General features: G+C 74.2%; 20 protein-coding genes. 4 read left to right on the top strand and 16 right to left on the bottom strand.

Translation table 11 applies throughout. The features are described 5' to 3' along the window. Nucleotides 1-2 precede the first annotated feature (2 nt). From ACFYV1_RS33335 to ACFYV1_RS33380, 10 genes are all read right to left on the bottom strand, one after another. Nucleotides 3-1,142 carry an acyl-CoA dehydrogenase family protein gene (locus tag ACFYV1_RS33335; RefSeq protein WP_389399397.1) on the bottom strand — a complete coding sequence of 380 codons (1,140 nt, stop codon included), beginning with the start codon at nucleotides 1,140-1,142 and terminating at the stop codon, nucleotides 3-5. Continuing rightward, the gene (locus tag ACFYV1_RS33340; protein ID WP_389399398.1) at nucleotides 1,142-1,516 is read right to left on the bottom strand and encodes an ectoine synthase; all 375 of its coding nucleotides are present in this window, start codon (nucleotides 1,514-1,516) and stop codon (nucleotides 1,142-1,144) included. The genes ACFYV1_RS33335 and ACFYV1_RS33340 overlap by 1 nt, the downstream gene beginning before the upstream one ends. A 218-nt stretch (nucleotides 1,517-1,734) precedes the next feature. Next, entirely contained in the window at nucleotides 1,735-2,628 is an 894-nt protein-coding gene (trpA, locus tag ACFYV1_RS33345; RefSeq protein ID WP_389399399.1) for a tryptophan synthase subunit alpha, read from the bottom strand. Further along, entirely contained in the window at nucleotides 2,621-3,661 is a 1,041-nt protein-coding gene (locus tag ACFYV1_RS33350; protein ID WP_389399400.1) for an anthranilate phosphoribosyltransferase, read from the bottom strand. Before ACFYV1_RS33350 ends, trpA begins: the two co-directional genes overlap by 8 nt. Nucleotides 3,662-3,663: 2 nt before the next feature. Then, nucleotides 3,664-3,951: an acyl carrier protein gene (locus tag ACFYV1_RS33355; RefSeq protein ID WP_389399401.1), complete on the bottom strand. Its 288-nt coding sequence runs from the start codon at nucleotides 3,949-3,951 to the stop codon at nucleotides 3,664-3,666. Between the two features lies 1 nt (nucleotide 3,952). After that, nucleotides 3,953-5,470: an AMP-binding protein gene (locus ACFYV1_RS33360; RefSeq protein WP_389399402.1), complete on the bottom strand. Its 1,518-nt coding sequence runs from the start codon at nucleotides 5,468-5,470 to the stop codon at nucleotides 3,953-3,955. A 561-nt stretch (nucleotides 5,471-6,031) separates the two neighbouring features. After that, nucleotides 6,032-7,348, bottom strand: coding sequence for a hypothetical protein (locus ACFYV1_RS33365; RefSeq protein ID WP_389399403.1), 1,317 nt, complete (start codon nucleotides 7,346-7,348; stop codon nucleotides 6,032-6,034). Beyond that, nucleotides 7,348-10,236 carry a DEAD/DEAH box helicase gene (locus ACFYV1_RS33370; protein WP_389399404.1) on the bottom strand — a complete coding sequence of 963 codons (2,889 nt, stop codon included), beginning with the start codon at nucleotides 10,234-10,236 and terminating at the stop codon, nucleotides 7,348-7,350. The genes ACFYV1_RS33365 and ACFYV1_RS33370 overlap by 1 nt, the downstream gene beginning before the upstream one ends. Before the next feature lie 126 nt (nucleotides 10,237-10,362). Beyond that, nucleotides 10,363-11,217: an ABC transporter permease gene (locus tag ACFYV1_RS33375; protein ID WP_389399405.1), complete on the bottom strand. Its 855-nt coding sequence runs from the start codon at nucleotides 11,215-11,217 to the stop codon at nucleotides 10,363-10,365. Next, nucleotides 11,214-12,236: an ATP-binding cassette domain-containing protein gene (locus ACFYV1_RS33380; RefSeq protein WP_389399406.1), complete on the bottom strand. Its 1,023-nt coding sequence runs from the start codon at nucleotides 12,234-12,236 to the stop codon at nucleotides 11,214-11,216. The genes ACFYV1_RS33375 and ACFYV1_RS33380 overlap by 4 nt, the downstream gene beginning before the upstream one ends. 248 nt (nucleotides 12,237-12,484) lie before the next feature. On the opposite strand from ACFYV1_RS33380, the gene ACFYV1_RS33385 reads away from it, so the two are divergent. The 3 genes from ACFYV1_RS33385 (at nucleotide 12,485) to ACFYV1_RS33395 (ending at nucleotide 14,504) form a co-directional block, all read left to right on the top strand. After that, nucleotides 12,485-12,778: an antibiotic biosynthesis monooxygenase family protein gene (locus ACFYV1_RS33385; RefSeq protein ID WP_389399407.1), complete on the top strand. Its 294-nt coding sequence runs from the start codon at nucleotides 12,485-12,487 to the stop codon at nucleotides 12,776-12,778. Nucleotides 12,779-13,049: 271 nt separating this feature from the next. After that, nucleotides 13,050-13,832 carry an SDR family NAD(P)-dependent oxidoreductase gene (locus tag ACFYV1_RS33390; RefSeq protein WP_389399416.1) on the top strand — a complete coding sequence of 261 codons (783 nt, stop codon included), beginning with the start codon at nucleotides 13,050-13,052 and terminating at the stop codon, nucleotides 13,830-13,832. Nucleotides 13,833-14,048: 216 nt separating this feature from the next. Further along, nucleotides 14,049-14,504 carry a nuclear transport factor 2 family protein gene (locus ACFYV1_RS33395; RefSeq protein WP_389399408.1) on the top strand — a complete coding sequence of 152 codons (456 nt, stop codon included), beginning with the start codon at nucleotides 14,049-14,051 and terminating at the stop codon, nucleotides 14,502-14,504. A 69-nt stretch (nucleotides 14,505-14,573) separates the two neighbouring features. On the opposite strand, the gene ACFYV1_RS33400 is transcribed toward ACFYV1_RS33395, so the two are convergent. Beyond that, entirely contained in the window at nucleotides 14,574-15,521 is a 948-nt protein-coding gene (locus ACFYV1_RS33400; protein WP_389399409.1) for an MBL fold metallo-hydrolase, read from the bottom strand. 202 nt (nucleotides 15,522-15,723) lie between these two features. Here ACFYV1_RS33400 and ACFYV1_RS33405 point away from each other — a divergent pair, with 202 nt between their 5' ends. Further along, complete coding sequence (locus ACFYV1_RS33405; RefSeq protein WP_389399410.1) at nucleotides 15,724-16,164, top strand: DUF6059 family protein; 441 nt, start codon at nucleotides 15,724-15,726, stop codon at nucleotides 16,162-16,164. Nucleotides 16,165-16,327: 163 nt separating this feature from the next. Here ACFYV1_RS33405 and ACFYV1_RS33410 read toward each other — a convergent pair whose 3' ends face one another. The 5 genes from ACFYV1_RS33410 to ACFYV1_RS33430 all read right to left on the bottom strand — a co-directional run. Continuing rightward, on the bottom strand, nucleotides 16,328-18,001 hold the full coding sequence (locus ACFYV1_RS33410) for an FAD-binding oxidoreductase (protein WP_389399411.1): 1,674 nt from the start codon (nucleotides 17,999-18,001) through the stop codon (nucleotides 16,328-16,330). 712 nt (nucleotides 18,002-18,713) lie between these two features. Further along, nucleotides 18,714-18,977, bottom strand: coding sequence for an acyl carrier protein (locus ACFYV1_RS33415; protein WP_389399412.1), 264 nt, complete (start codon nucleotides 18,975-18,977; stop codon nucleotides 18,714-18,716). Nucleotides 18,978-19,005: 28 nt separating this feature from the next. Then, a complete protein-coding gene (locus ACFYV1_RS33420; protein WP_389399413.1) occupies nucleotides 19,006-20,391 on the bottom strand; it encodes a ketosynthase chain-length factor in 1,386 nt (461 codons plus the stop codon). Beyond that, on the bottom strand, nucleotides 20,388-21,653 hold the full coding sequence (locus tag ACFYV1_RS33425; protein WP_389399414.1) for a beta-ketoacyl-[acyl-carrier-protein] synthase family protein: 1,266 nt from the start codon (nucleotides 21,651-21,653) through the stop codon (nucleotides 20,388-20,390). Before ACFYV1_RS33425 ends, ACFYV1_RS33420 begins: the two co-directional genes overlap by 4 nt. A 1,131-nt stretch (nucleotides 21,654-22,784) precedes the next feature. Next, a partial coding sequence (locus tag ACFYV1_RS33430; protein WP_389399415.1) for a carboxyl transferase domain-containing protein occupies nucleotides 22,785-22,970 on the bottom strand: 186 nt, incomplete at its 5' end.

Genomic DNA, 22,970 nt, shown 5'->3' on the forward strand with positions numbered 1-22,970 from the left:
GTTCACAGGCCGAGCAGGGCGGCGATGCGGTTGCGCTGGGTCTCGGAGGTGCCCGAGTAGATCGTTCCGGCGACCGCGTTGCGCAGCTGGCTCTCGATGCCGTACTCGGCCATGTAGCCGTTGCCGCCGAAGATCTGCACGGCGGCCAGCGCGGAGGCGACGCCCGCCTCGCTGGTGACGAGTTTGGCCATGGCGATGTCCTGGGTGACGTTCTCGCCGCGGGTCATCTTCCGCGCCGTCTCGTACAGCCAGCGGCGGGAGGTCTCCGTGCCGGTGGCCATGTCGACGATTTTGTGGGAGACGGCCTGGTAGGAGCCGATGGGCTGCCCGAACTGGTGGCGGGTGCGGGCGTAGTCGACGCAGGCGTCGGTGCGGTGGCGCATCTCGCCGGCGCTGATGATGAAGGAGCACAGGATCTCCCAGCGCATCACATGGTCCAGCACGAGGAACCCTCCCCCGGGCCGGCCCACCACCCGCTCGGCGGGGACCCGGCAGTCGTCGAGGTACAGCTCGCACAGCGGGGAGGTCCGCAGGCCCATCTTGGCCAGTGGCCGGCCCAGGCTCAGGCCCGGGGTGTCGCGGTCGAGGAGGAAGGCGGTGATGCTCAGCGGCCCGGGCCGGTCGCTGGTGCGGGCGTAGACGGTGAACACGTCGGCGACGGGCCCGTTGCTGACGAACGCCTTGCTGCCGTTCAGGACGTAGGTGTCGCCCTCGCGGCGGGCCCGGGTGCGCATGGCGAGCGCGTCGGAGCCGCTGTCGGGTTCGCTGATGGCATGGGCGCCGATCAGCTCGCCGGAGCAGATCCCGGGCAGGTGGCGCTCCTTGAGCGCCGCGGAGCCGAAACGCTGCAACGGGACGCCGGCGGCGACCAGATGGGTGCAGACGCAGAAGTTCAGTCCGGCGTCGCGGCAGCCCTCTCCCAACCCCTCCAGGACGTACATGGTGGTCGTCAGGGACTGGCCCAGGCCCCCGTATTGTTCGTCGAAGGGCAGCCCCAGGATGCCGGTGGCGGCCAGGAGCCGCCACGCCTCGCGCGGGAACTCGGCGGCCGCGTCCCGCTCGATGTGCCCCTCGTTGAGCTGTGCGAGCAGCGGCGCGAGGCCCTCGCGCAGGGCCTGCTGCTCCTTCGTGAAGTCGGACATCAGTAGTGGGAGAACTCGGGCGAGTCGAGGTCGTGGCTCTCGTCGCCGCGCAGCGCCGGGGTGAACATGCACACCAGTCGCAGGTCCTCGTGCTCCGCGGCCACCAGCCAGTGGGCGTCGTGCCGGTCCAGGGCGTACAGGGTGCCGGGGGTGACGGGGTGCGCTGTGCCGTCGCTGTCGATGACCTGCCCGCTGCCGGCGATGCAGTAGCAGCTCTCGAGGTGGTTGCGGTACTCCAGGCGGGAGGTGGTGCCCGCGCGGACGATGGTGTCGGTGACGGTGTAGCCGACGCCGTCGGCCTGGGTGAGGAACCTGCGGCTGAGGCCGTTGCCCCAGTCGACGCAGGCGACCTCGTCGAGCTTGCGGACGATCATGCCGGTTTCTCCTTCCGTACGGTGGGGCCGCCGCCGTCCGTCCCGGCCTCGCCGGACGGGCGGGGCCGCACGGGGCGGGGCGGGGTGTTCCGGGGGTGTGTTCCGGGGGTGTGTTCCGGGGGTGTGTTCCGGGGGTGTGTTCCGGGGGTGTGTTCCGGGGGCGGGGTGTGTTCCGGGGGCGGGGTGTGTTCCGGGGGGTGGGGGCGGCGGTTCCTGGTTCAGTGGCCGCGCAGTTCGGTGACGAAGGCGGCGAACTCCTCGACGGGGTCGCGGCCCTGAGTCAGGGCGTCTTCGACACGGGCGACGCCGACGCTGCCGACGACGGCCGCGTCGGCGCCGAGGCCTTGCAGGCGCAGGGTGTCGGCGCGGGTCCGGACGCCGAAGCCGACGGCGACGGGGACACGGGCGGCGGTGTGCAGGTCGGTGACACAGCGGGCGAGCCGGTCGTGGTCGAGGGCGGCGGCGGTGCCGCTGCGGCCGTAGTGGGCGACCAGGTAGAGGTAGGCGGTGGCCTCGGCGGCCGCCTCGGCGAGCGCCTGGGGTTTGGAGACGGCGTAGCAGGTGGTGACCAGCGGCAGGCCGGCGGTGTGCGCGGCCTCGTAGTGGGCCTCGCGCAGCCGCGGCGGCACGCCGTGCAGCAGCAGCCCGTCGCAGCCGGCGTCGCGCACGGCGGCGGCGAAGTCGCCGGGGGCGGTGCCCTTGACGGTGTGGCTGAAGTCGGCGAGCAGCGCGATGCGCAGTTTCTTGAGGCCGGGGCGGATCCGGGCGACGGCGTCGAGGACGGCGGGCAGGCCGGTGCCGTTGGCGAGGGCGCGGTCGGCGGACCGGCGGATGACGGGGCCGTCGGTGACGGAGCCGGGGAAGGGGACGGCCAGTTCCAGGCAGTCGATGTCGCTCTCGTCGAGGACGGCGGCCAGCTCGGGCAGCCGGTCCAGCGGCGGGTCGCCCGCGTTGAGGAACAGGGCCAGGCCCGGCCGGCCGGGCCTGGCGTCGGCGAAGAAGCCCCCGGCGGCAGGCGCGGCGCCGGCGGGTACGGGCGCGGGGCTGTTGCCGGTGGGTGCGGGTACGGGCGCGGGGGTGTTGCCGGTGGGTGCGGGGCGGGTGTCAGGCATGGGCCACCTCCGTGGCGCGTCGCAGGCGGTCGACCAGGGCGAGGGCGGAGCCGTCGGTCAGGACGGCGCGGGCGCCGCGCAGGGCCTGGTGCCAGTCGCCGGTGAGGCGGCCGGCGACGGCGAGGGCGGCCGCGTTGAGGCAGACGGCGTCCTCGGCCGCCGGGCGGCCGCGGCCGGCGAGCAGGTCGAGGACGTCGCGGACCGGGTCGGTGCCCGGGCGCAGGTCCTCGATCGTGCCCGGGCGCAGGCCGAGCGCGGCGGGGTCGAGGGTGAACTCGTCCTCGCCGCCGCCTTCGTAGGTGCGTATGCGGTTGGGGGTGATGCCGATCAGTTCGTCGGCGCCGGTGTCGTTGGTGGCCAGCCACACCGCCCGGCCGGTGCGGCGGGCGGTGTGTTCTGCGGCGTGGCGCAGGCCGGGCACGAGCCGCGGGTCGGAGACGCCGGTGAGCTGGGCGGCGACGGGCATGTCGGCGAGGAACGGGCCGAGCGCGTTGACGAAGCGGCCCAGCCGGCGGAATTCGAGGGGCATCACCGCGCGGGCGAGCAGGCCCAGTTCGGCCGGGTAGACGAACAGGCCGGCGAACGCGATGCCGCAGCGTTCGAGCATCTCGTGGGTCTGCTCGTAGGAGGCGGTGGTGGCAATGCCCAGGCGTTCGAGCAGGTCGAGGGAGCCGAGCGCGGAGGTGTAGGCGCGTGAGCCGGTCTTGACGACGCGGGTGCCCATCGCGGCGGCGGTCAGGGCGGCCGCGGTGGAGATGTTGAGGGTGCGCGGGCCGCCGCCGGTGCCGACGATGTTGACGGCACCGGCGAACCCGGCCGGTGCGGCGCCCTGGACCGGGCGGCGTTCGGCGAGCGCGTCGAGCAGCGCGGTCAGGGTGGCGCGTTCGGGCATCTGTGTGGACAGGGACGCCAGCAGGGCCACGCTCTCGCCGCGGCGCAGCGTGCCGTCGTGCAGGCTGTCGAAGAACGCGTGCCACTGCGGCAGTTCGACGGGCCCGTCCTGGGCGATCAGGGCGGCGACGGCGTCGTGCATGATCAGGCGGCCTTCGCGCGGTCGCGGCAGGCGTTCTCGACGAACGCCTCGATGTCCGCGACGGACTTGAAGGACTCGGGGTCCAGGTCCACCTCGTCGGTGTTGATGCCGTACCGGTCCTCCAGCCAGGCGATCACCTTGAGCAGGCCGAGGCTGTCGATGACGCCGCCCTCCAGCAGGTCGTCGTGGTCGGCCAGGTCCCCGGCGGACAGGTCGGGCAGGAACTCCCCGACGAGGAACTCCTTGATGGCCTGGGCGTGGACGCGGGCGGGGGCCTGGGCGTGGGGCATGTCAGTTCTCCTTGGTGAAGTGGTCCTGCACGACGCGGTCGCGGTCGACCTTGCCGGTGGAGGTCCTGGGCAGCGGCTCGTCGGTGAAGCGCAGGACGGAGGGGACCGCCGCTCTGGGCAGGGCGCGGGCCAGATGGCCGCGCAGGGTCAGGCTGTTGAGGCCGCTGCCCGGGGTGCGGCGGGCCACGGCGTGCAGCAGCCGGCCGGCCACCGCGTCGGGCAGGGCCAGGACGGCGGCCTCGGTGACGTCGGGGTGGGCGAGCAGGACGTGCTCGACCTCCTGGACGTTGATGCGCACGCCGCGGACCTTGACCTGGAAGTCGGTGCGGCCGGCCAGTGTGAGGACGCCGTGTGCGCTGCGGTGCACCAGGTCGCCGGTGCGGTACCAGCGGCGGGTGTCGGCTCCGGTGGGGTGGGGCACGAACACCGGCCGGCCGGCGGCGGCGCCGAGGTAGCCGGCGCACTGGAACGGTGTGGTGACCCACAACTCGCCGCTGCCCGCGCCGTGCAGGAGGTGGCCCTCGCCGGTGACGACGAGGGCGTCGGCGCCGGGCAGCGGGCGGCCCAGCGGCAGCGGCGCCCCGGCGGCGGCCTCTGCGGCGCTCACCTCGTGCACGAAGCTGTCGTTGGTCTCGGTGCAGCCGTAGATGTTGTGCAGCCGCGCGTTGGGGAACAGGCGCGGCAGTTCGGCCAGGACCGGTCCGGGCAGTGCGTCGCCGGTCGTCATGGCGTGCCGTACGCCGGGCAGGGCGCTGCCGTCGCGTTCGCGGGCGGCGTCGGTGACCAGGCGGTGGAACATGGGCACGGCCTGGACGACGTGGATGTCGTGAACGGCCAGCAGGTCCAGCAGGTGACGGCCGTTCAGGGCCTGGTCGGGGTCGACGAGGACGACCCGGCCGCCGGCGGCCAGGGTGGTCCACACGTCGAGCAGGCACAGGTCGAAGTTGAGCGGCGCGTAGTTGAGGACGCCGGTGCCCGGTCCGATCCCGAACGCGTCGGCGGCCCAGGCGGTGAAGCGGTCGATCGCGCCGGTGGTGACGGGCACGATCTTGGGCAGCCCGGTCGAGCCGGAGGTGGTCAGCAGCAGCGCGGTCCGCGCCGGGTCCGCAGGCACGGCCGGCGTCCGACCGCCGGGCGTGCCTGCGGGCGTGCCTGCGGGCGTGCCTGCGGGCATGTCGTCCGTCGCGGGGGCCGGGCCGGCGGGCGTGCCGGGCAGTGGGAGGGCGCCGGCCTGTTCGTACAGTTCCTCGGTCACGTCCTTGCCGAGCGTCGCCGACGGCAGCAGCACCGGCCTGCGCTGCTGCAGGCAGGCCAGGACGAGGGCGATCGTGTCGGGCGACTTGACGGCAGGGACGCCGACGGGCCCGCTGCCCGGCGCGCCGTCGAGCCGGGCGCGCGCCGCGGCGGCGCGCCGCCACAGGGCCCCGTAGCTGATCTCCTCGCCGTGCCATACGAGTGCCGTCGCATCCGGCGCGCGGCGCGCCTGCGCCGCTATCTGTTCGACGAGCGTGCCGCCCATGGGCCGCGCCCCCTCTGTCTTCCGTTCCCGGTGCCACCGGCGAAAACCTGTCGGCCTCGATGGTGGTTTCGTGCGCTGGAGGATCGCCTGAGCCGCGTCGGTGCGGCCTGCTCGCGAGGGGGGGTGGGGCGAGGCGCGGGTGCGGCGCCGGCATGGTTCGTGCGCGCGCAGGACGCCGCGACGGGGCCGGGTCGGCAGGCCGGGGAGGGAAGGTCACGCAGCCGCGGCGCGTCGTCGCGGGCGTCGCGTCGCAGGCGTCGCAGGCATCGCGTCGCGGGCATCGCGTCGCGGGCGTCGCGTCGCAGGCGTCGCGGGCATCGCGTCGCGGGCGTTGCGGGCGTCGCGGGCGTTGCGGGCATCGCGGGCGTTGCGGGCGCGTCGTCGTGGGCCGGTGCGGGCGTCGGGGACGGGCAGGTGCCGGGGCACGAGATCGCCAGGTCCGGTCCGCTGTTCGGCCGGCCGGCCCGGCCGGCCGGGTGCGCGGTGCGGCTCTTGCGGCGGGGCGGAAGGGGCCCGGTGGGCCCGCCCGCGCCCTCGAAAAGGGGGGCGGGCGGGCGGCGGTCAGGGCTGCGCGGGTGTGTCGAGGAGTTCGGTGAGGGTCAGGGCCGGGTCGGTGCCGGGGGGGCCGGCGGGCCACCAGGTGCCCGAGCGGTCGCGGTAGGGGTACCAGCGGGTGTCGCGGCCCCAGCGCAGTTGCAGGCCGCGGCCGGTCAGGGTCCAGTGGTTGCCGTCCACGTCCAGGGGCGGCAGGTCCTCGTCGAGGCCGGCGGCCAGTGCGGTGCGGGCGCGGGCGGTGTCCTGTTCGGCGGGGGTCCAGGAGTGTTCGAGGACGTCGAGGCCGGCCGGTCCGCCGTTGTTCCAGGCCTCGGTGGCGCGGTCCAGGTCGTCGGGGCGGTCGCAGGCCGCGCGCAGCCGGGCGGGGACGCGGGGGTCGGGGTGGGTGGCGGCGAGGCGGACCGTGTCCTGCCAGGTGTCGAGCGGCGGCGGGGGTGCGTGGCCGAACCCGGCGGTGTAGGTGAGCAGTTCACGGGCGCGGACGGCGGCGTCGGCGACCAGGCGTTCGAGCGGGTCGGCCTCGATGCCGGTGACCGGTTCGCCGGTGGCGGGGGGTTCGGGCAGGGGCGGGAGGCCGGGCAGGGGTGTGGCGGGGCGGGCGTAGGCGGCGCGGTTGCTTGCGTAGGTGTCGGGCGGCTGCCGGTCCGGTGTGCCGGGTTCGCCCCCGCCCCCGTGCCCGTGCTCGTCGTCCTGGTCCTGGTCGTCGTCCTGGTCCTGGTCGTCGCCGGTGGCGGTCATCGCCCGTAGCAGCAGGGCCGATTTGAGGTCCTCCAGTGCCTGGGCCGCGTGGCGGCCGCGGGCCAGGAGCAGCAGCCACGGGTCCTGGTCGAGCAGCCAGGAGAACTGGTAGGCGAGGGCGGTGGCGTGCGGGCAGGGGTGGTCGAGGGCGTCGCAGTCGCAGTCGGCGTCGAGGTCGCCGTAGCCGGGCAGCAGCCGCAGGCGGGCGTCCTCCACCGCTTCGAGGAGGTCCGGGGGCAGGTCGCCGGCGAGCAGGGCCTGTGTCTCGGCGGGCCGGTCGCAGGTGTGCTCCCACAGCAGGTCCCATGCGTCGTCGTCCCAGGTGCCCAGGGTGAGGGTGGTGGTGTGGGCGGTGTCGCCGGTGTAGACCTCGGCGGCGATCCGGCCGGGGCTGACGGTGATGGGGCCGATGCGGCCGGTGCGGGAGAAGGCGCGGCCCTTTTTCAGGGGCTCCTCCTCGGGCCAGGTGTCCTCGACGGCCTCGGTCCAGCGGGCGGCCCACAGCGACTGGCCGCGGGCGCGGCCGCCCTTGCGGGCCGCGAAGGCGGGAAAGCCGCGGGCGCCGCTCGCCTCGTGATCGGGCATCAGGTGCTCCTCAGTTCGACCAGGTTGGCCAGTTCGTCGTTGGTCAGTTCCGTCAGGGCCGCCTCGCCGGAGCCGAGGACGGCGTCGGCGAGTTCCTTCTTGGATTCCAGCAGGGCGGCGATGCGGTCCTCGACGGTGCCTTCGGCGATCATCTTGTGGACCTGGACGGGCCGGGTCTGGCCGATGCGGTAGGCGCGGTCGGTGGCCTGGGCCTCGACGGCCGGGTTCCACCAGCGGTCGTAGTGGACGACGTGGTCGGCGCGGGTGAGGTTGAGTCCGGTGCCGGCGGCTTTCAGCGACAGCAGGAAGACGGGGACCTGCCCGTCCTGGAAACGCTGGACGAGTTCTTCGCGGCGCGGTACGGGGGTGCCGCCGTGCAGCAGTTGGGTGGGGATGCCGCGGGCGCGCAGGTGTCTTTCGAGGATTCTGGCCATGGTGACGTACTGGGTGAACACCAGGGCGGCGCCGTCCTCCGCGGTGATGGTGCCGAGGAGTTCGTCGAGGAGTTCGAGTTTCCCGGAGCGGCCGGCCAGGGCGGTGGTGTCGTCCTCTTTGAGGAACTGGGCGGGGTGGTTGCAGATCTGTTTGAGGCCGGTGAGGAGTTTGAGGACCAGGCCGCTGCGGGCGATGCCCTGGCCGGCGCGGATCTGGCCCATGACGTCCTCGACGTGCCGGCGGTAGAGGGCGGACTGTTCGGGGGTGAGGGTGACGGGCCGGTCGGTCTCGGTCTTGGGCGGCAGTTCGGGTGCGATGCCCGGGTCGGACTTGCGGCGGCGCAGCAGGAACGGCCGTACGAGGTGGGCCAGTCGGCGGGCGGTGGGCTGTTCGCCGGTGGCGTCGGCGCGTTCGGCGTCGATGGGGGCGATCCAGCGGCGGCGGAAGTGGCCGTGGGTGCCGAGCAGTCCGGGGGTGGTCCAGTCCAGGACGGCCCACAGTTCGGACAGGCTGTTCTCGACGGGGGTGCCGGTCAGGGCGATCTTGGCGTCGGCGGGGATCAGGCGCAGGGCCTTGGCGGTGGAGGAGAGCGGGTTCTTGACGTGCTGGGCCTCGTCGGCGACGGCCATGCTCCAGTGGTGGGCGCCCAGTTGGGTGGCGTCCAGGCGCATGGTGCCGTAGGTGGTCAGCACGAAACCGTCGTCGGCTCCCTCGAGGGTGCGTCCGGTGCCGTGGTAGCGGTGGACGGGGGTGTGGGGGGCGAACTTGCCGATTTCGCGCTGCCAGTTGCCCAGCAGGGAGGCGGGGCAGACGACGAGGGTCGGGCCGCGGGTGTCGTCGTGTTCCTGGCGCAGCAGGTGCAGGGCGATGAGCTGGATGGTCTTGCCCAGGCCCATGTCGTCGGCGAGGCAGCCGCCGAGGCCGAGGGAGGTCATGCGGTCCAGCCAGCGCAGGCCGCGTAGTTGGTAGTCGCGCAGGGTGGCGTCCAGGGCGTCGGGCCGGCGCAGGGGTTCGGTGCCGCCGTCGGGGTCGGTGAGGCGGGCGCGCAGGGCCAGCAGCCAGTCGCTGGGGGCGACGGGGACCTGTTCGGTGCCGATGCGGGTGTGGCCGGTGAGGGCGACGGCGAGGGCCTCGATGGCGGTGAGCGCTGCGAGGTCGCGTTCGCGGGCCTTGCGGGCGAGGTCGGCGCCGACCAGGACCCAGCGGTCGCGCAGCCGTACGAGGGGCCGGCCGGCGTCGGCGACGTGGGCCATCTCCTGGTCGGTGAGCACCTCGCCGTCCAGGGCGAGTTGCCAGCGCAGGTCGACGGTGTGCCCGCCGCCGAGGAAGGAACGCAGGTCGGCGGGCGGGACGCGGCCGGCGCCGACGACGGCGCGGGCGGTCAGGGACCGGGTGCGGGCGGTGCCCTCGGGCCAGTGGACGTCGATGCCGTGGGCGCGCAGACGGGCCGCGCCGCTGCCCAGCAGGTCGGTGGTCTCACGGTCGGTCAGGGTCAGGGCGGAGGGGACGGGCAGCAGCCGCCCGAGGGGTTCCCACACGCTCGCGGCGCGCCGCACGGCCACGATGGTGTCGGCCTGGGCGCGCGGCCCGAGCCGGTGCTCGGCGCTGGCGAACAACTCGTCGGCGTCCAGGGCGAGGGTGGGGTCGGCGAGGCTGTGGGCGCGCGGCACCAGACGCAGGACGGGCGCGGCACCGGGGCTGCCCGACGCACCGGAGCTGCCCGACGCACCGGGGCTGTCGGGGGTGTCGGGGGTGTCGGGGGCGGGGGTGAGGTGGACGTGCAGGGAGACCCGCACACCGGAGTCGAGTCCGGCGGAGATCTCCTCGGCCCAGGCCCGCAGTTGCGGTACGTGCTGGGGTGCGGTGGCCGAGAACGCGGCCCGTCCGGTGGCGGCCTCGGCGGCGGCGGTGCGCGGCAGGGTGTCGGCGACGGCGTCGAGGAAGGACCGCAGCAGGGCGGCCGGATCGCTGTCCGGGGCGGCGAGGGCCGCCCCGGGCGCGGCCTGCGCCAGTTCCCGCAGCCGCTCGACGTCCTCGAGGTCGAGCGGCCCGGCCCGCCAGGTGTCGTAGCCGGCCGGTGACACGCCGGGCAGCAGCCGTTCCCGGGCGGCCAGGTGCAGTGCGAGAGCGGCCGCGGCGCCCCAGTACGCGGCGGCCGGATGGACGCGGCTGCCGCGCTCGCCGTGACGGCGGCGGGCCTCGATCAGGACGGGCAGCGCGTCGGCGACCGTCAGGCGCAGGACGGGCACGGTGCGCAGGGCCACGCCGGTGCCGGGCGCGTCGTGCGGGACGACGAGCTGCGCCTGGCCCGGCCGGCCCGCCGGGGTGTCCGGTACCGGGGAGCCGTCGGGGTGGAAGAAGGCGAGAGAGCCCGTGCGTGCCGGGTCCCCCGCCTCGAAGACGACCGCGCACTGCGCCAGCAGTCCGGCCTGCTCAGGCGCCAACCACACCATGCGTCCCGCTCCCTCTTGCTGTTCTGTTGCTGCTCTGTTGCCGTGGTTCGTGTTCGTACTCGTGCCGCGTGCTGCGTGCTGCGTGCTGCGTTGTCGTGCTGTGCTTTGTGTTCGTGGTGTCGGTGATCAGCTTGTCAGGTTGCGGAAGCGGCGTACGGACAACGGGAAGAAGACGGCGCACAGGACGACGGGCCAGATGACGGCCATCTCCAGGGCGTGCCGGGCGATCCACGAGTCGCCGTCGAATCCGGGGTTGCCGAACAGTTCGCGTACGGCGAGGACCGTGGAGGACAGCGGGTTCCACTCGGCGATGGTGCCCAGCCAGCCGGGCATGGTGGAGGGTGCGACGAACGCGCTGGTCAAGAAGCCGATCGGGAATTCGAGGGTTTGCACCATGGTGATGCCCTCGGGGCCCTTCATGAGCAGTCCGAGGTAGATGCCGGCCCACACCAGGGCGAAGCGCAGCAGGAGCAGCAGGCCCACGGCGAGGGTGGTTTCGCCGAGGGTGCCGTGGGCGTCCCAGCCGATGGCGAGGCCGGTGGCGAACAGGACGGCCAGGGCCAGCAGGGAGGAGAGCATGTCGGTGACGGCGCGTCCGACGACCACGGCGGAGGGGGCCATGGGCATGGTGCGGAAGCGGGAGGTGATGCCGCGGTTCTTGTCGGCGGCCACCGCGGTGACCGTCTCGCCCATGCCGAAGACCATGGTCATGACGAACATGCCGGGGACGAGGAATTCGCGGTAGTTCCCGCCGCCGGGTACCTGCATGGCGCCGCCGAAGAAGTACCCGAACATCAGCACCATCATGACGGGGAACGCCAGCGTGCCGATGAGGGTGCCCGGTTCGCGGACCCAGTGGGTCAGGCCGCGCAGGGTGAGGGTCCAGCCGTCGGCCGCTGCCCGGTGCAGCCGGGTGAGGGGGGTGCCGGGCGGCGCGGGGGTGGTCGTGTGGCCGAGCGGGCGGGGTGCGGTGAGGGTCATGCCGCCACCGCCTCTCGTGCCGGCTCCGCACCGTCCGCACCGGTGTTGGTGCTGGTGCCGGTGAGGTGCAGGAACACCTCGTCGAGGGTGGGGCGGCGCAGGGCGATGTCCTCGGCGGCCACGTGGGCGGCGTCCAGGGCGCGGACGATCTCGGCCAGGGCGGTGGTGCGGTCGCTGACGCGGGCGCTGACGCGGCGGCTGTGGGGGTCGGTGTCGGGCGGGGCGGCGCACACGCGCTCGAGTGCGGTGGCGGCGGCGGCGAGCTGGTCGGCGTGGCGTACGACGACGTCGATCCGGTCGCCGCCGATCGCGGACTTGAGTTCGTCGGGTGTGCCCTCGGCGATGACCTTGCCGGAGTCGATGACGGAGACGGCGTGGGCGAGCTGGTCGGCCTCTTCCAGGTACTGGGTGGTCAGCAGCACGGTGGTGCCGGTCTCGACGAGGGTGCGGACCGCTTCCCACACCTCGGTGCGGCTGCGGGGGTCCAGGCCGGTGGTCGGTTCGTCGAGGAAGAGCACCGGGGGTGCGAGGACCATGGCGGCGGCGAGGTCGAGGCGCCGGCGCATGCCTCCCGAGTAGGCCTTCAGCGGTTTGCTGCCGGTGTCGGTGAGGCGGAAGTGTTCCAGGAGTTCGTCGGCGCGGCGGCGGGCGGCGGCCGGCGTCAGGTGGTGCAGGCGGCCGAACATGACGAGGTTCTGCCGGCCGCTGAGGACCTCGTCGACGGCGGCGTACTGGCCCACCATGCCGATACGGGCCCGTACTTCGGCGCCCTGGCGGGCGACGTCGTAGCCGGCGACCTCGGCGCGGCCGCTGTCGGCCTTCAGCAGGGTCGACAGGACGCCGACCGAGGTGGTCTTGCCCGCGCCGTTGGGGCCGAGCAGCCCGTGGACGGTGCCGGCGGGTACGCACAGGTCGAATCCGTCGAGCGCATCGCGGTCGCCGTAGCGCTTGCGCAGTTTTTCGGCGAGGACTGCCGGGCTGGTCGGATCCACGTCGGCTTCCTTACGGGTAGCGGGCATCGGGGCGAGGGTCGCAGACCGTCTCGGAGCGGTGGCGGGGCGCCGCTCGAGAGCCGGTCGAGAACGGCTCGGGGCGCGCGGCGGGGCGGGGCGGCGGGGGGGCGACGGTTCAAGGGGGCGCGGCAGGGGCGGTGCGGCGCGGGCGGTGCGGCGCCGCGGGTGCGGGGGTGGTGGGTGGTTCGACGGTTGCTCGAGCGGGGGGCGCGAGCGTGGGTGGGCAGGAGACGGACCCAGCAAAGGAAGCCACTGTGATCACTTTCATCAACCGGTTCCATGTCACGGGTGAGACCGGCGCGTTCGAGGAGGCCTTCGACGAGACGTCGGCGTTCTTCGCCGCCCAGCCCGGTTTCGTGGGCCACCGGCTGCTGCAGCATGTCGAGGAGCCGCATCTGTATGTGAACATCGCCGACTGGCAGGACCAGGAGTCCTTCCGGGCGGCTCTGGCCCGCCCGGAGTTCGGCGCGCACCGTGCCCGGCTGCGGACCCTGTCCAGCAGTGACCCGAACCTGTATGTGCCGCTGCTGCAGCGCGTCGCCCGCTGAAAGGTGCCGGGGCGGCGGGGTGCTGGTGTTGGGCGGGGCGCTCGAAACCGGGTCGGGGACCGGCTGACCTCGTGTCGGGGGCAGGTCCACGATCGGGCCCGGCGGCCCGCTCCGGTGGCACAGTCACCCCGGCGGCCCGGCGGCCCGGCCTGCCCGGGGCGGTGCTGGTGCTCCGGCGTTCCTGGGGCCGGCCGGATGTGTGCCGCGCGTGCCGTCTTCTGCCTGGCCCGGGTGCGGGCCATCCACCTCGAAGGAGCAACCGATGAACGCGATGACCAAGGATCAGCGGATCGCCCTGGTGACGGGCGGCACCAGCGGGATCGGGCTGGAGATCGTGCGCCGTCTCGCCGGGACCGGTATCCCGGTGCATCTGTGCGGCCGTTCCCGGGAGAGCGTCACCGGCACGGTCAAGGAGCTGGTGGAGGAGGGTCTGGAGGTCACCGGTTCGGTGTGCGACGTGCGCGAGCCCGAGCAGATCAGTGCGCTGGTGCGCACGGTCGTCGCGGAGCACGGGCCGGTACGGATCCTGGTCAACAACGCGGGCCGCAGCGGCGGGGGTCCGACCGCGCAGATCACCGACGAGCTGTGGAGCGATGTCATCGCCACCAACCTGACCAGTGTCTTCCGGGTCACCAAGGAGGTGCTGACGGCGGGTGGCATGCAGGAGGCGGGCCGCGGGCGCATCATCAACATCGCCTCCACCGGCGGCAAGCAGGGTGTGGTGCTCGCCGCCCCGTACTCGGCGTCCAAGCACGGTGTCGTGGGCTTCAGCAAGGCGCTCGGTCTGGAACTGGCCCGTACCGGTATCACCGTCAACGCGGTGTGCCCCGGCTTCGTGGAGACACCGATGGCGCAGCGGGTGCGGGCCGGGTACGCGGGCGTGTGGGGGGTCACCGAGCAGGAGGCGTACGAGCGGATCACCACCCGGGTGCCCAACGGGCGTTACGTGCAGGTGCGGGAGGTCGCGGCGATGGTCGAGTACCTGGTGGGCGACGACGCGGCGGCGGTGACCGCGCAGGCGCTGAACGTCTGCGGCGGGCTGGGCAACTACTGACCGCCCGGCCCGGCGGTGCCTGCCGGGTCCGGTGCCGGGCAGGCCCGGGGGCGCCTGCCAGCCGGTGCCGGGGGTGTCGGGGGTGTCGGGCGGGTCTGGCGGTGAAGTGCGGTTCGAGGGGCGGTCCAGGGGGCGGGGTGAGGCTGGGGGGCGGGGCCGGTGCCGGTCCGGGCGTGTGCCCGGCAGCCGTTGGACGCCGCCCCTGGAGGGGATGTTGTGACCAGCTCGAGTGCGGCCGTGGTGCCGCAGCTTCGCCTCGGTGACCTCTACGCGCAGGTGCAGCAGTTCTATGCCGGTCAGGTGCGGCATCTGGACGGTATGCGGGCCCAGGAGTTCGCCGGCACGTTCACCGCCGACGGGGTTTTCGACAACCGTCCGGGTGCCGATCCTCTGGTGGGCCGAGAGGCGATCGCGGAGGCGGTGCGGACCTATCAGCGCACCGCGCACGCGGCCGATCCGGTGCAGCGCCGGCACTGGTTCAACATGCTGCAGGTCTTCCCGCAGGAGGAGGGGACGCTGCGTTGCGAGTACTACGCGCTGGTGGTGCAGACCCGGCCCGGTGTGCGGGAGCCGGTGGTGGGTCCGAGCTGTTTCGTCACCGATGAACTCGTTCGGGTGGACGGTGAGCTGCGTACCCGGTTGCGCAGGGTGGTGCCGGATCATCTGGTCTGAGCGGTGCCGGGTGTGTGCGGGCGGTCCGCCATCGGCGGGCCGCCTGCCGGTGGTTGCGGGGGGCGGTGCTCAGGCCAGGCAGCAGGGCAGCCGGCCGTGGAAGGCGATCATCTCGGTGAGTGCCGTGTTCAGGGCGTCGGGCGGCAGGGGGTCGTCGGCGGTGGCGCCGTCGAGTTCGGCGTAGGCGCGGTGCAGGTTGGGCACCAGGCGTTCGCTGTCGATGAGGTGTGTGTAGGGGCCGAGGTCGGCGCGGCGGGCGGTCTCGAGGGGGGTCAGGCCGCTTCGGTGGCCGTCTTTAGCCAGTTGCTGGACCAGGCGCAGGTAGCCCTGTGTCTGGTCGAGGACCTCGGGGCCGGCCAGGGGGCCGTGGCCGGGGACGATCGTGGTCGCGTGGTAGGCCCGCAGCCGTTCCAGGGCGGTCAGGGAGCCGGTGATGGAGCCCATCAGGCAAAAGGGGGTCACCTGGTTCATGACCAGGTCGCCGGTGAACAGCACTTTGTGTTCGGGCAGCCACACGACACTGTCGCCCGCGGTGTGGGCGGGGCCGATGTGTTCCAGTTCCGCGGTGATGGCGCCGATGTGCAGCCGTACGCGGTCGGTGTAGGTGAGCTGGGGCGGGGCGAGTTCGAGGGGTCCCCAGTCGACGTCGGGCCACAGGCCGGTCAGGTGCAGTCCGGCGGCGATCATCTGGGTGCGGGCGTGTTCGTGGCCGATGACGAGGGCTTCGGGGAACAGGTGGTTGCCGAAGGCGTGGTCGCCGTGGAAGTGGGTGTTGACGACCGTGCGCGGGGGCGCGGCCGGGTTCAGGGCGAGGGCGGTGGCGCGCAGGTGCCGGGCGCGGGTGTGGGTCGCGGTGGTGTCGACGAGGGCGCTCTGGCCGTCGGAGACGAGGATGCCGGCGTTGTTCAGGCACCAGCCGCCGGGGGGCTGGAGGTAGGCGTGGACGCCGGGTGCGAGCCGCGTCGCCCGGCCGGTGGGGGCGGGGGCCTGGTCGGTGACGGTGGTGCTGGAGGGCACGGCCTCTCCTTACGCAGGTGGCGCGGACGGGCCGAGTCTGGCGGGGGCGCCTTGGGGGGCGGTCGACTCTCCAGGGGGTGTCGAGGCGTCTGCGACCGGTGGGTCCGAGCGTGGGCCGGGCGGGGGCCCCGGCCGGGGCCGCCGTTCCCGGGCGCGTCCCGTCCCGGGGTTTTCGGCGAGGCGAGTGAAGGGCCCTGATTCGATGAGTGACGGACGGGCGCGGGAACGGGGTGCGGCGCGGGCCGCGGCCGGCGGCGGTGCGGCGGCACGCCCTGTGGTGCGCGGCGCGGCGTGGGGGTGCCGGCGGGTGGTGCGGCGGGTGGGCCGGGTGGTGTGGCGGGGTCTGGTCGCCTACGGGTCGCTGTATCTGGCGGGGGCGTGTGAGCGTGCCCGGGCCGAACACGCGGCCGTGCACGGGAGTTGGGGCCCGTCCGGCGCCGGCGGCGAAGCCCTCTCCCCCTGCACACACGCACACGCGCACGGGGGCGGGGGCGTGGGTGGGGGGTTGTGCGGGCCGGTGGCGGGTCATCCGGAGCGGCTGTGTGCCGAGGTGCCGCTGAGCCCGCTGGAGCGGGCGCTGGAACGGGAGTTGGACCAGGGCCGTGGGCGGGGCCGTGGGTGGGGGTGGGGGCGGGTGGGGTGAGTGGTCGCCGGGGGCGCCGGGTCTGTTCACCGGGCGGGGGCCGGTGGGGCCGGTGGGTGGCGTGGCGGCCCGCCTGCGCCGCCGGGCCGGGGCCGGTCGGTGCGGGCGGGCCGTTCGGTGCGGGCGGGCCGTTCGGTGCGGGGGCGGGCCGTTGGGTGCGGGTTCAGGCGGGGCGGATGGCCAGGGTGTGGGAGAAGACGTCGCGCGGGTCCCAGGTGGCCTTGATGCGCTGCAGGCGCGGGTAGTTGTCCTTGTAGTAGAGGTGGTGCCAGGGGACGCCGGAGGTGTTCCAGGCCGGGTCGGCGAGGTCGATGTCGGGGTAGTTGATGTAGGCGCCGTCGCTGCCGCGGCCCGGGACGGGCACGCCGCCGGTGGTGGCGAACACGTCGCGGTAGGTGCGGCGCAGCCAGTCGATGTTCTGGGCGTCGGCGGCCGGGTCCTGCCAGGTGTTCATGAAGATGGCGTTGAGGACGCAGTCGCGGTGGGCGCTGGCGGTGGCGCCGGGGGCGGGGGTGTTGGTGCGGCCGCCGTAGGACTGGAGGGAGACCGAGGCGCTCTGGTTGCGGTGGTCGGTGGAGTTGAGGTGGGTGTAGAGGGCGTCGCTCTGGGCGCGGGTGAGGGCGCGCCGCAGATACGCCGACTTGATCTTGTGGCGGCCCTGGTCGGTGTCCTGGGACTCGGCGAGTGCGACGGTCGCGGTCAGCCAGGGTTCGTCGGCGGTGTCGGTGATGTAGGGGGTGGTGGCGACGCCGTCGGTCAGTGCGGTGACGTAGCGGTCGAGGAGTTCGCGGGCGGCGGGGAGGGTGCCGTCGAGGTGGGTGAAGACGATGGCGCTCTGCCCGGGGTCGTTGTCCTTGAGCCGGCCGGGCAGGACCAGGCCGCTGTAGAGGCCGGTGTACGGGGAGCGGGGGTGGCTGTGGTGTTCGTGCCAGCGGCCGTGGTTGTGGAGCAGGCGGCCGAAGGATGCCTGGTCCATGCCGTCGCGGGGGTAGATGACGGCGTTGGAGAGGATGTTGGCGGGCGGGCGGGGCAGCAGGTGGGCGGGGTCGTCGCCGTGGGCGTGCGGTGAGCGGAACCAGTAGCGGGTGACGATGCCGAAGTTGCCGCCGCCGCCTCCGGTGTGGGCCCACCACAGGTCGCGGTGCGGGTCGCGGGCCTCGCGGGTGGCGGTGACGGCGCGGGCGCGGCCGTGTGCGTCGACGACGACGACCTCCAGCGCGTACAGGTGGTCGCTGGCGAGGCCGAAGGAGCGGCTGAGGGCGCCGTATCCGCCGCCGGTGATGTGGCCGCCGAAGCCGACGGTGGCGCTGGCGCCGCCGGGCAGGGTGACGCCCCAGCCGTAGTAGAGGCGTTTGTAGACGTCGATGAGCTGGGCGCCGGCTTCGACCATGAAGGCGCGGCGGGCGGGGTCGTAGGTGACGTTGTTCATGGCGGCGAGGTCGATGACGAGCTTGACGGCCGGGTCGCCGGCGACGTTCTCGTAGCAGTGGCCACCGCTGCGGACGGCGATACGGCGGCGGCGGTGCACGGCGTCGGTGACCGCGCGGACGACGTCGGCGGTGGTGTTGGGCAGGCAGAAGGCGTCGGGGTGGGCGGTGAAGCGTTTGTTGCTGCCGCGCCGGGACAGGTCGGCGTAGCGGGGGTCGTCGGGGGTGACCAGCGCGGGAACCGGATCGGACGCGGGGGCGGGGGCGGTGCCGTGGCCGGTGTCCGGGCCGGGGGTGGCGGGTCGGGGCGCGGGGTGGGCGGCGGGTGCGAGGCCGGCGGTGGTCAGGGACGCGGCGGCGCCCGCGGTGAGCGTGCGTGCGACGAAACGGCGGCGGCTGGGAGCGGTCATGTCGGCCGTGCACCTTTCTCGAGTTGTCGAAGACGGTGGTGAACACATCGGTGTGCCGGTGTGAGTCGGGGGGTGACGCGGGTGGTGCGGGGGCTGCGGGTGGTGCGGGGCGCAGGGGCGTTTCGGTGCGGGGGCTGCGGGGGCGGGCTGCCGGGCCGCGGCGGTCTGTTCGTGGGCGTCGCCGTGCCGGGTGCGCCGGGTGCGCCGGGGTCGGTCTGGGGGCGGGCCGCCGGGCCGCGGCGGTCTGTTCGGGGCCCGGCCCCGCGCCGTGGACGGCGCCGGGAGCTCGGGCCGGGGGCGGGCGTGCCGGTGTCGGGCGGGGGTTGGGGGCTGCTTCCCGCGGAGGACGTACGAGGCGGCTCGGCTCGATCGGGTGGTGGCCGGTTTCCCGGCTTGCGACCTGTTCGGGTTGTTCGGCTGTTCGGCTGTTCGTGATCGCGTGTTCCGGGGCCGTCGGGTGCGGTGTCCCGGAGGGGGCGGGATTTCTGCTTCACCGGAGCGGTGGTTCAGGGCCTGCCCGTCGCCTTCGGCCGTACCCGACTCGCCGGTTCGCGCGGGGAAGTGGCCTCCCGGGCCCGGGCACGCAGTGGGGGTGTGCCGTCGTCCCGGACTCGGGTACGCGGGGGAACACCTGTGCCGGCAGCCGGTGTGCCGGGGGCTGTTCGGGGCGTGCGGCTGAGCAGGCTCGTTCCTGCTCAGCCGGGTGGAGGGGTCAGACCGCGGCCCGTTCGGACAGGGCGCGGTTGACCAGGGCGAGGTAGTCGCGGGGGGTTTCCGCCTCGTCGAGGCTTTCCTCGTCGAGGGTGATGTTCCAGTCGCGTTCGATCCGGCCGGTGATCTGCAGCAGGGCCAGTGAGTCGTAGCCGAGGGCGAGGAAGGGGACGTCGAGGACGTCGCCGTCGAGGTCGACGCCTTCCTCGATGCCGGCGCATTCGCGCAGCAGGGTCTTCAGGTCGTTCAGTTCCAGGTGTTCCATGACGCGTCTCCTTCTTCTGCGGGGGGGGTCAGTGCGGTCCGGGGCCGTGGCTGAGGACGGCCGCGGAGTTGAATCCGCCCCGGCCGCGGGCCAGGACCAGCGCGTGGCGCAGCCGGGCGGGGCGGGGGGTGGTGACGAGGTCGATCGGGCAGTCGTCGGCGAGGTCGCGGGTGCCTGTGGTCGGGGGGACGACCTGGTCGCGCAGGCTGAGCAGGGCGGCGGCCACGTCGAGGGCGGCGCCGCCGGCGAGGAGGCGGCCGGTCATCGTCTTGGGGGCGGTGACCGGCACGCCGCCGGGGCCGAACAGGGCGCTCAGGGCGGCGGCTTCGGCCGCGTCGGCGGTGCGGGTGCCGGCGGCGTCGGCGAAGACGACGTCGATGTCGCCGGTCTCCAGGCCCGCGTCGGCCAGGGCCAGTCGGGCGGCGTCGGCCAGCCGGCACTCCCCCGTCGCGCCCGGCATGCCCGGCGTGCCGGGTGTGCCGGGTGTGCCGGGCGTGCGGGGGGTGGCCGGTGCTGCGGGGGCGGCGTCGAAGGTGGCGGCGTAGCCGGTGAAGGTGCCGTAGGAGCGGGCGCCGCGGGCGCGGGCGTCGGGGGCGGCCTCGAGGACGAACAGGGCGCCTCCTTCGCCGACGACGTGGCCGCGGGCGGCCGCGTCGAAGGGCAGGTAGGCGCGGGCCGGGTCGTTGGCGGTGCTCAGGTCGCCGCCGGCGAGGTGGGCGGCCCATCCCCACGGGCACAGGGCGGAGTCGACCCCGCCGGTGATCATGATCTGGCTGCCCTTGCGGATCTGCCGGCGGGCGTGGGCGAGGGCGTCGAGGCCGCCGGCCTGTTCGCTGACCACGACGCCGCTGGAGCCGCGCAGGCCGTGCCGGATGGAGATCTGGCCGGTGTTGACGGCGTAGAACCAGGCGAAGGACTGGTAGGCGCTGACGTGCTGGCCGCCTTTGCTCCACAGGGCCTGCAGTTCGCGCTGGCCGAACTCGAAGCCGCCGGCGGAGCTGGCGGTGACGACGCCGGCGCGGTGGCCGGGGCCGGTGGCCGGGTCGCAGCCGCTGTCGTCGAGGGCCTGGCGGGCGGCGGCCAGGGACAGGCGGGTGACCCGGTCGGTCTGGGGCAGGAGCCGGCTGGGCAGGTGGTCGGCGTCGACGAAGCCGTCGACCTCGCCGGCGATGCGTACGGGGTAGCGGGTGGCGTCGAAGCGGGTGAGGGGGCCGATGCCGCTGGTGCCGGCGAGGACGGCGGCCCACCAGGCTTCGGTGTCCAGGCCGTTGGGTGCCATGACCCCGATGCCGGTGACGGTCGCGGCGGCGGGCCGGCGGGCCGGGGGCGCCGCGGCGCCTGCCGGGAGGCACGCGGTCGCAGTGGGGGTGGGGGTGGGGTGGGTGGCGGGGCGGGGGGCCAGTGCCGTGGTCATGCTGCCTCCTGAAGGCGCGGCCGGGTCAGGACGATGGCGCTCTGGAAGCCGCCGAACCCGCTGCCGACGCTCAGGACGGTGTCGGTGCGCTGTTCGCGGGCGGTGAGCGGGGTGTAGTCGAGGTCGCAGGCCGGGTCCGCCTCGTGCAGGTTCGCTGTCGGCGGGACGGTGTTGTGTTCGATGGCCAGGGCGCTGGCGGCGACCTCCAGTGAGCCGATCGCGCCCAGGGAGTGCCCGATCATCGACTTGATGGAGCTGATGGCGACGGTGCCGGCGTGCGGGCCGAGGCTGCGTTTGAACGCGGCGGTCTCGTGCCGGTCGTTCTGCTTGGTGCCCGAGCCGTGGGCGTTGATGTAGTCGACGGCGGTGGGGTCCAGCCGTGCCTCGTCCAGCGCGGCGCGGATCGCCTCGGCCATCTCCGTGCCGTCGGTCCTCAGACCGGTCATGTGGTAGGCGTTGCTGCGGCCGGCGAACCCGGCGATCTCCGCGTAGAGGTGCGCGCCGCGGCGGCGGGCGTGTTCGAACTCCTCCAGGATCAGCACGGCGGCGCCCTCGCCCAGTACGAATCCGTTGCGGGTGCGGTCGAAGGGCCGTGAGGCGGTCGCCGGGTCGTCGTTGCGGGGGCTGGTGGCCTTGATCGCGTCGAAGCAGGCGACGGTGATCGGGGAGATGGGGGCCTCGGTGGCGCCGGCGAACATGACGTCGGCGCTGCCCTCACGGATCAGGTCGACGGCGTGGCCGATGGAGTCCAGACCGGAGGTGCAGCCGGTCGACACCAGCGACACCGGTCCCTGCGCGCCGCCGGCACGGGCCACCTCGGCCGCCATCGAGCTGGGCACGAAGTAGTCGAACAGGTGGGCCACGGCCCGGGTGTGGTCCACCTCCCAGGTGGAGCCCTGCTCGCTGACGACGGCGTACTGCTCGTCGAGGGAGGTCGTGCAGCCCACCGCGCTGCCCAGGGTCACGCCGGTGCGCACCGCGTCCAGCATGCCCGTGAGACCGCTGTCGTCGAGTGCTTCACGGGCGCTGACCAGTGCGAACTGGGTGGCCCGGTCGAGGCGGGCGGCCTGCTCGGGGGTGAAACCGTGCGCGGCGGGATCGAAGTCGGCCTGGGCCGCGATCCGGGAACGGTAGGCGGAGGCGTCGAACAGGGTGATGCGCCCGGTGGCGGTACGGCCCGCGGTGAGCGTGTCCCAGAAATTCCGGGTGCCCACACCGCCGGGGGCGACAACGCCTATGCCGGTGATGACGACCCGTCTCATCGGTGGTCCCTCACAGTTGTCCTCCAGATAGGGGCTCGGTACACCGCACGGCACGGGCCCGGCCGCGGGCCGTGCCGGGCCCGTGCCCGGCCGCGGGTGCGCGAGGCCGGGGCCGGGGCCGGGGCCCTCCGGTGCGGTCCGGGTGTCAGGGCCGGGGGCGGGGGCGCCGTGCGGCACGGATGGTGCGGCCGCCGCGGTGAACGGCCCGGCACCGGCCGCGCCCGGAGCGGTACCCGGCCCGCGCCGGGTACCGCTCCGGCCGTGGTGTGCACAAAACCGTTCATGGGCACCGAGCCTCGCCGACAGGCCTGGAGAACGGCTCGAACCGGCCAACCCCCGCACGGGCAGAGCCCGTTCACGCCGCACACGGAACCCCCGGTGGGCGCACCCCGTACGGGTGGCGTCCGTTCACGCCGCACACGGAACCCCCGGTGGGCGCACCCGCCGGGGCCGGGGGCACACGCGCCGGGACGGCCGGGCGCGCCCGGGGCCACGGCGGGCGTCGCCCGGCACCGGCATCCGTCTTCCCGCCTCGGTGGGGCGTTCCGCGCGCCAGGGCCTGCCCTGCCGCCCCCGCCACCACCCCCACCGGCACTGCCGCCACTGCCACCGCTGCGGGCCTCCGGCCCGCACCAGCTGCACGACCTGCACGACCTGCACGACCTGCACGGGCTGTGCGGTCGGCGAGCACCTGGGGTCCCGCGTCCGCGCGTGTGCCTGCGTCTGCGTCTGCGTCCGCGCCTGTGTCTGTGTCTGTGTCTGTGTCGGTGTCTGCCGAGGCGGGTTCCCCCGCCGCTGCGGCTGACGCCCCGTCAGCCCCTGTTGGGCCTGGCTCGGTCGTGTGATGGGCCTGCTTCTTGGCCTGCAGTGTGCCTGCCGGGCTGTTCGGGCCGGTGTGATCGTGCGGATCCGGGACATCGGTCCCGGGCCCCCGTGCCGGTGCCGGTGGTGGTGCCGGTGGTGGTGAGCGGGGCTCTGTTCCACCGGGGCGGTGGTTCAGGGGGCGGGCGAGCGGGCGGGGTGCGTTCCTGCTCGCGCGCCGGGGCGGTGTTCCCGACCGCCGGTGCGGCTCTCCTGCTTACCGCCGGCGGTGGCCGGTGGTGGTGGTGGGGCTCCGGTGCGGGTGCGGGGTCACTGCGGGGGGTTGCCGTGTTTGCGGGAGGGCAGGTCGGCGTGCTTGGTGCGCAGCATGGCGAGGGAGGTGATGAGGACTTCGCGGGTGTGTGCGGGGTCGATGACGTCGTCGACGAGTCCGCGTTCGGCCGCGTAGTAGGGGTGCATGAGTTCGGCCTTGTACTCCTTGACCATGCGGGTGCG

It is taken from the genome of Streptomyces sp. NPDC003023, assembly GCF_042888225.1.
In the GTDB taxonomy this organism is placed as follows: domain Bacteria; phylum Actinomycetota; class Actinomycetes; order Streptomycetales; family Streptomycetaceae; genus Streptomyces.

Coding starts and splice junctions, on each gene's coding strand:
- ACFYV1_RS33375 (WP_389399405.1), bottom strand. CDS start 11,217: ATGACCCTCACCGCACCCCGCCCGCTCGGCCACACGACCACCCCCGCG.
- ACFYV1_RS33425 (WP_389399414.1), bottom strand. CDS start 21,653: ATGAGACGGGTCGTCATCACCGGCATAGGCGTTGTCGCCCCCGGCGGT.
- ACFYV1_RS33420 (WP_389399413.1), bottom strand. CDS start 20,391: ATGACCACGGCACTGGCCCCCCGCCCCGCCACCCACCCCACCCCCACC.
- ACFYV1_RS33335 (WP_389399397.1), bottom strand. CDS start 1,142: ATGTCCGACTTCACGAAGGAGCAGCAGGCCCTGCGCGAGGGCCTCGCG.
- ACFYV1_RS33370 (WP_389399404.1), bottom strand. CDS start 10,236: ATGGTGTGGTTGGCGCCTGAGCAGGCCGGACTGCTGGCGCAGTGCGCG.
- ACFYV1_RS33415 (WP_389399412.1), bottom strand. CDS start 18,977: ATGGAACACCTGGAACTGAACGACCTGAAGACCCTGCTGCGCGAATGC.
- ACFYV1_RS33360 (WP_389399402.1), bottom strand. CDS start 5,470: ATGGGCGGCACGCTCGTCGAACAGATAGCGGCGCAGGCGCGCCGCGCG.
- ACFYV1_RS33365 (WP_389399403.1), bottom strand. CDS start 7,348: ATGCCCGATCACGAGGCGAGCGGCGCCCGCGGCTTTCCCGCCTTCGCG.
- ACFYV1_RS33410 (WP_389399411.1), bottom strand. CDS start 18,001: ATGACCGCTCCCAGCCGCCGCCGTTTCGTCGCACGCACGCTCACCGCG.
- trpA (WP_389399399.1), bottom strand. CDS start 2,628: ATGCCTGACACCCGCCCCGCACCCACCGGCAACACCCCCGCGCCCGTA.
- ACFYV1_RS33405 (WP_389399410.1), top strand. CDS start 15,724: ATGAGTGACGGACGGGCGCGGGAACGGGGTGCGGCGCGGGCCGCGGCC.
- ACFYV1_RS33350 (WP_389399400.1), bottom strand. CDS start 3,661: ATGCACGACGCCGTCGCCGCCCTGATCGCCCAGGACGGGCCCGTCGAA.
- ACFYV1_RS33390 (WP_389399416.1), top strand. CDS start 13,050: ATGACCAAGGATCAGCGGATCGCCCTGGTGACGGGCGGCACCAGCGGG.
- ACFYV1_RS33340 (WP_389399398.1), bottom strand. CDS start 1,516: ATGATCGTCCGCAAGCTCGACGAGGTCGCCTGCGTCGACTGGGGCAAC.
- ACFYV1_RS33355 (WP_389399401.1), bottom strand. CDS start 3,951: ATGCCCCACGCCCAGGCCCCCGCCCGCGTCCACGCCCAGGCCATCAAG.
- ACFYV1_RS33380 (WP_389399406.1), bottom strand. CDS start 12,236: ATGCCCGCTACCCGTAAGGAAGCCGACGTGGATCCGACCAGCCCGGCA.